4 protein-coding genes are annotated in these 3218 nt (G+C 68.6%); 3 read left to right on the top strand and 1 reads right to left on the bottom strand.

Features of this window, described 5'->3' with window-relative positions:
• Nucleotides 1–308: ketopantoate reductase family protein (locus tag ACFQEU_RS13455; protein WP_379782969.1), on the top strand; the 308-nt coding region annotated here is incomplete at its 5' end.
• A gap of 60 nt (nucleotides 309–368) precedes the next feature.
• Here ACFQEU_RS13455 and ACFQEU_RS13450 read toward each other — a convergent pair.
• On the bottom strand, nucleotides 369–590 hold the full coding sequence (locus tag ACFQEU_RS13450; RefSeq protein WP_379782967.1) for a DUF7556 family protein: 222 nt from the start codon (nucleotides 588–590) through the stop codon (nucleotides 369–371).
• Between the two features lie 254 nt (nucleotides 591–844).
• On the opposite strand from ACFQEU_RS13450, the gene ACFQEU_RS13445 reads away from it, so the two are divergent.
• Together ACFQEU_RS13445 and glyS are read left to right on the top strand one after the other, a co-directional pair.
• A complete protein-coding gene (locus ACFQEU_RS13445) occupies nucleotides 845–1693 on the top strand; it encodes a CBS domain-containing protein (protein ID WP_379782965.1) in 849 nt (282 codons plus the stop codon).
• On the top strand, nucleotides 1693–3218 hold a 1526-nt coding region (gene glyS / locus ACFQEU_RS13440), incomplete at its 3' end, for a glycine--tRNA ligase (RefSeq protein ID WP_379782963.1). The genes ACFQEU_RS13445 and glyS, both read left to right, overlap by 1 nt.

The following is a 3218-nucleotide window of genomic DNA, read 5'->3' as shown; positions in this document are numbered from 1 at the left end:
CGGGGCCCGCCGTCGATGTCGCTCGCGAGGCCGCCCGCGAGGTCGCGACGGTCGCACGGGCCGACGGGATCGATCTCCCGGACGAAACGGCGATCGACGCGGTCGAGCGGGTCGCCCACGACACGGCCGCGAACCGGTCATCGATGTGTGCGGACGTCGAGGCAGGACGGCGGACTGAGGTCGACGCGATCTACGGCACGATCGTCGAGCGTGCCGCCGCCCACGATGTCGACGTCCCCACGTGTCGAACGCTGTCGGCACTGATCCAGGGATGGGAAGTGGGAGAGGGCGTTCGAGACGGGGAGTAGCCGACTCGGGTTCGTCGGCGAACGGGACGGAAATATACCCGGAACGCGAGGGTGGCGACTTCAGCACCACTCCTCGAGCACGGGAGCATCCGTCTCGTCGACGGAGAGCCACGCGTTCTCGCGGGAGACATCGGCGATCACGAGCTCCGATCGTGTCGCCGAGGCGTCGATGGACGCCATGACATCGGGAGAAGAGCCGACGTCGACGTCCGGGTCCATCGGCAACCCCGTCCGATGACGGTCAGGGTCCGGGTCGTCCCAGGGAGTGGAACTCCGTGACATGGTTGTGATTACTTCTCAACCATTTATAAGGTTTCCGAACCCAGGTTTCGGATCAGTCGGCCTGATCGGCGTGATCACCCGATATCCGGGTCTGGATCGCCGTCCGCTCGCGGATCAGGAGATCGTCGACCGGGATTCGGTGACGATCCGACGGAATGGAACGAGAAGGCCCCGGATAGCCGGCGGAACCCGCGAGGGATCGCCCGCCGGTCACCTTCGGGGGATACAAGAGGAGCGACGCTGAAAGACGGAGCATGAACGTAGCAGACGCCATGACGCCCCGTTCGGACCTCGTCGTCGTCGAGATCCCGGGCAGTCGAAACGACGTGTTGGAATACCTCCAGGAGCACGGCTTCTCCTCCGTACCGGTCGTCAAGGAGGTCGACGGCGAGGAGGTGTACCGCGGGCTCGTTTCGCGTGACGACCTCATCGACCAGCCCGACGAGGACCAGCTCGCGCTGTTGATGCGTGAAGTGCCGACGACGACGGCGGACACCTCGATCGAGGCGGCCGCGGAGCTGATGGTCGCCGACGGGGCGCGGCGGCTCCCGGTCGTCGACGGCGACGTGCTCGTCGGGATACTCACCGTCACCGACGTGGTGCGTGCTATCGCCCGCGGCGAGGTCGACGGCGACCGACAGGTCGGCGAACTGGCGACTCGGTCGGTGAACGCGACTCACGTCGAGACACCCCTTCCGGTCGCCGAGCGCGAGATCGGGCTCGCGGGCGTCCCGTACGCCGTCGTCCTCGACGACGACGCGTCGATGGCCGGCATCCTCACGGAGGTCGACGTGGTGGAAGTCGCCCGCGTCGTCGAGGGGGAGGCGAGCACCGGCGACTCGATCGCCGAGCAGGACTCCGAGTGGTCCTGGGAGGGGATCAAAGCGACCGGCGCGCGCTACCTCCCCACCCGGAACGTCGAGCTGCCCGTGGGGCCGACGCGCCACTTCATGACCGACGAAGTGATCACGGTCAACGGCGCGCGGACCGCTCGCGACGTGGCACAGGAGCTGATCACGAACGACGTCGAGCAGGTGCCGCTCGTGAACGGCACGGAGCTCGCCGGTATCGTTCGAGACGTCGACCTCCTGGAGGGTATCTGATGGCCAGCGAGGCGCTCACCGAGCTCGCGAAGCGGCGCGGGTTCTTCTTCGGCTCGAACGGCGCGTACGGCGGCACCGCCGGCTTCTACACCTTCGGTCCGCAGGGCGCGGCCCTGAAGCGGAACGTCGAGGACGCCTGGCGCGACCGCTTCACGCTCCAGGAGGGGAACCGCGAGATCGAAGCGCCGACCGTCATGCCGGAGGCGGTCTTCGAGGCGTCGGGCCACCTGGACACGTTCGACGACATGCTCGTCGAGTGTTCGGAGTGTGGCTCGTCCCACCGCGCCGACCATCTCGTCGAGGCCGTCACCGACATCGAGGACGCCGAGGCGTTACCCGGCGAGGAGGTCGAAGCGCTCATCGCCGACAACGACATCGCCTGCCCCACGTGTGGCGCGTCGCTCGCGGGCGAGCCGGTCGAGGACTTCAATCTCATGTTCGCGACCGATATCGGACCCGGCGACGCCCAACCGGGGTACCTCCGGCCGGAGACGGCACAGGGGATCTTCGTCGAGTTCCCGCGGTTGAAGGAGTACGCCCGCGGGAACCTCCCGTTCGGTATCACCCAGATCGGCCCCGCCTACCGCAACGAGATCTCGCCGCGCGGCGGGCTCCTCCGGCTGCGCGAGTTCACGCAGGCCGAGCTGGAGCAGTTCATCGACCCCGAATCAGACGAGCCGCCGCTGGACCGCGTCCGCGACGTGTCGGTCCGACTGTACCCCGCGACCGAACAGGAGGCCGCGGACGGCGAGTACCTCGACACGACGATCGGCGAGGCGGTCGACGACGGCGTCATCGGCTCGCCGTGGGTCGGCTACTACCTCGGCGTCGCCCAAGAGTGGTACGAGCGCGTCGGCGTCGACACCGACCGGTTCCGGTTCCGGCAGCACCTTGCTGGCGAGCGCGCCCACTACGCGGCCGACTGCTGGGACGCGGAGAGCGAGGTCGACGGCGACTGGATCGAGATCGCCGGCTTCGCGTACCGCGGCGACTACGACCTCTCGAAACACGACGCGTACGGCGACGACTCCTTCACCGTGTTCAAGCGGTACGACGAACCGAAAACCGTCGAGCGCGCCACCGTCGACCCCGACATGTCGGTGTTGGGGCCGGAATTCGGCGGGGACGCCGCCGCGGTCGCCGAGGCCCTCGCGACCCTCGCCGAGCGCGACCCCGACGCCTTCGACGGCGAGACGGTCGAGGTGACCGTCGGCGAGGGCGACGACGCGGAGACGCACGAGGTCGACGCCGACGTGGCGAACTTCTCGGTTGCGGAGGCCACCGAGAACGGCGAGCACATCACGCCGCACGTGGTCGAACCCTCCTTCGGGGTCGGACGAACGGTCCAGACGCTGCTCGCGCACGCCTACGAGACCGACGAGGTCGACGGCGAGGAGCGCACCTTCCTCTCGTTAGCGCCCGAGGTCGCACCACAGGACGCCGCCGTCTTCCCGCTGGTGACGAACGACGACCGGCTGACCGCGCTCGCCGACGAGGTCGCCGCCGACCTGCGGGCGGCCGGCCT

Origin of the sequence: Halorubrum tibetense (assembly GCF_042661865.1) — an archaeon.
Classification (GTDB): Archaea; Halobacteriota; Halobacteria; order Halobacteriales; family Haloferacaceae; genus Halorubrum; species Halorubrum tibetense.
Note: the sequence above shows the minus strand (reverse complement) of the source record. Positions and strands in the feature narration are given on the sequence as shown.

Excerpts from the sequence above, each read along its gene's own strand:
- ACFQEU_RS13450 (WP_379782967.1), bottom strand. The coding sequence starts at position 590 with ATGTCACGGAGTTCCACTCCCTGGGACGACCCGGACCCTGACCGTCAT.
- ACFQEU_RS13445 (WP_379782965.1), top strand. The coding sequence starts at position 845 with ATGAACGTAGCAGACGCCATGACGCCCCGTTCGGACCTCGTCGTCGTC.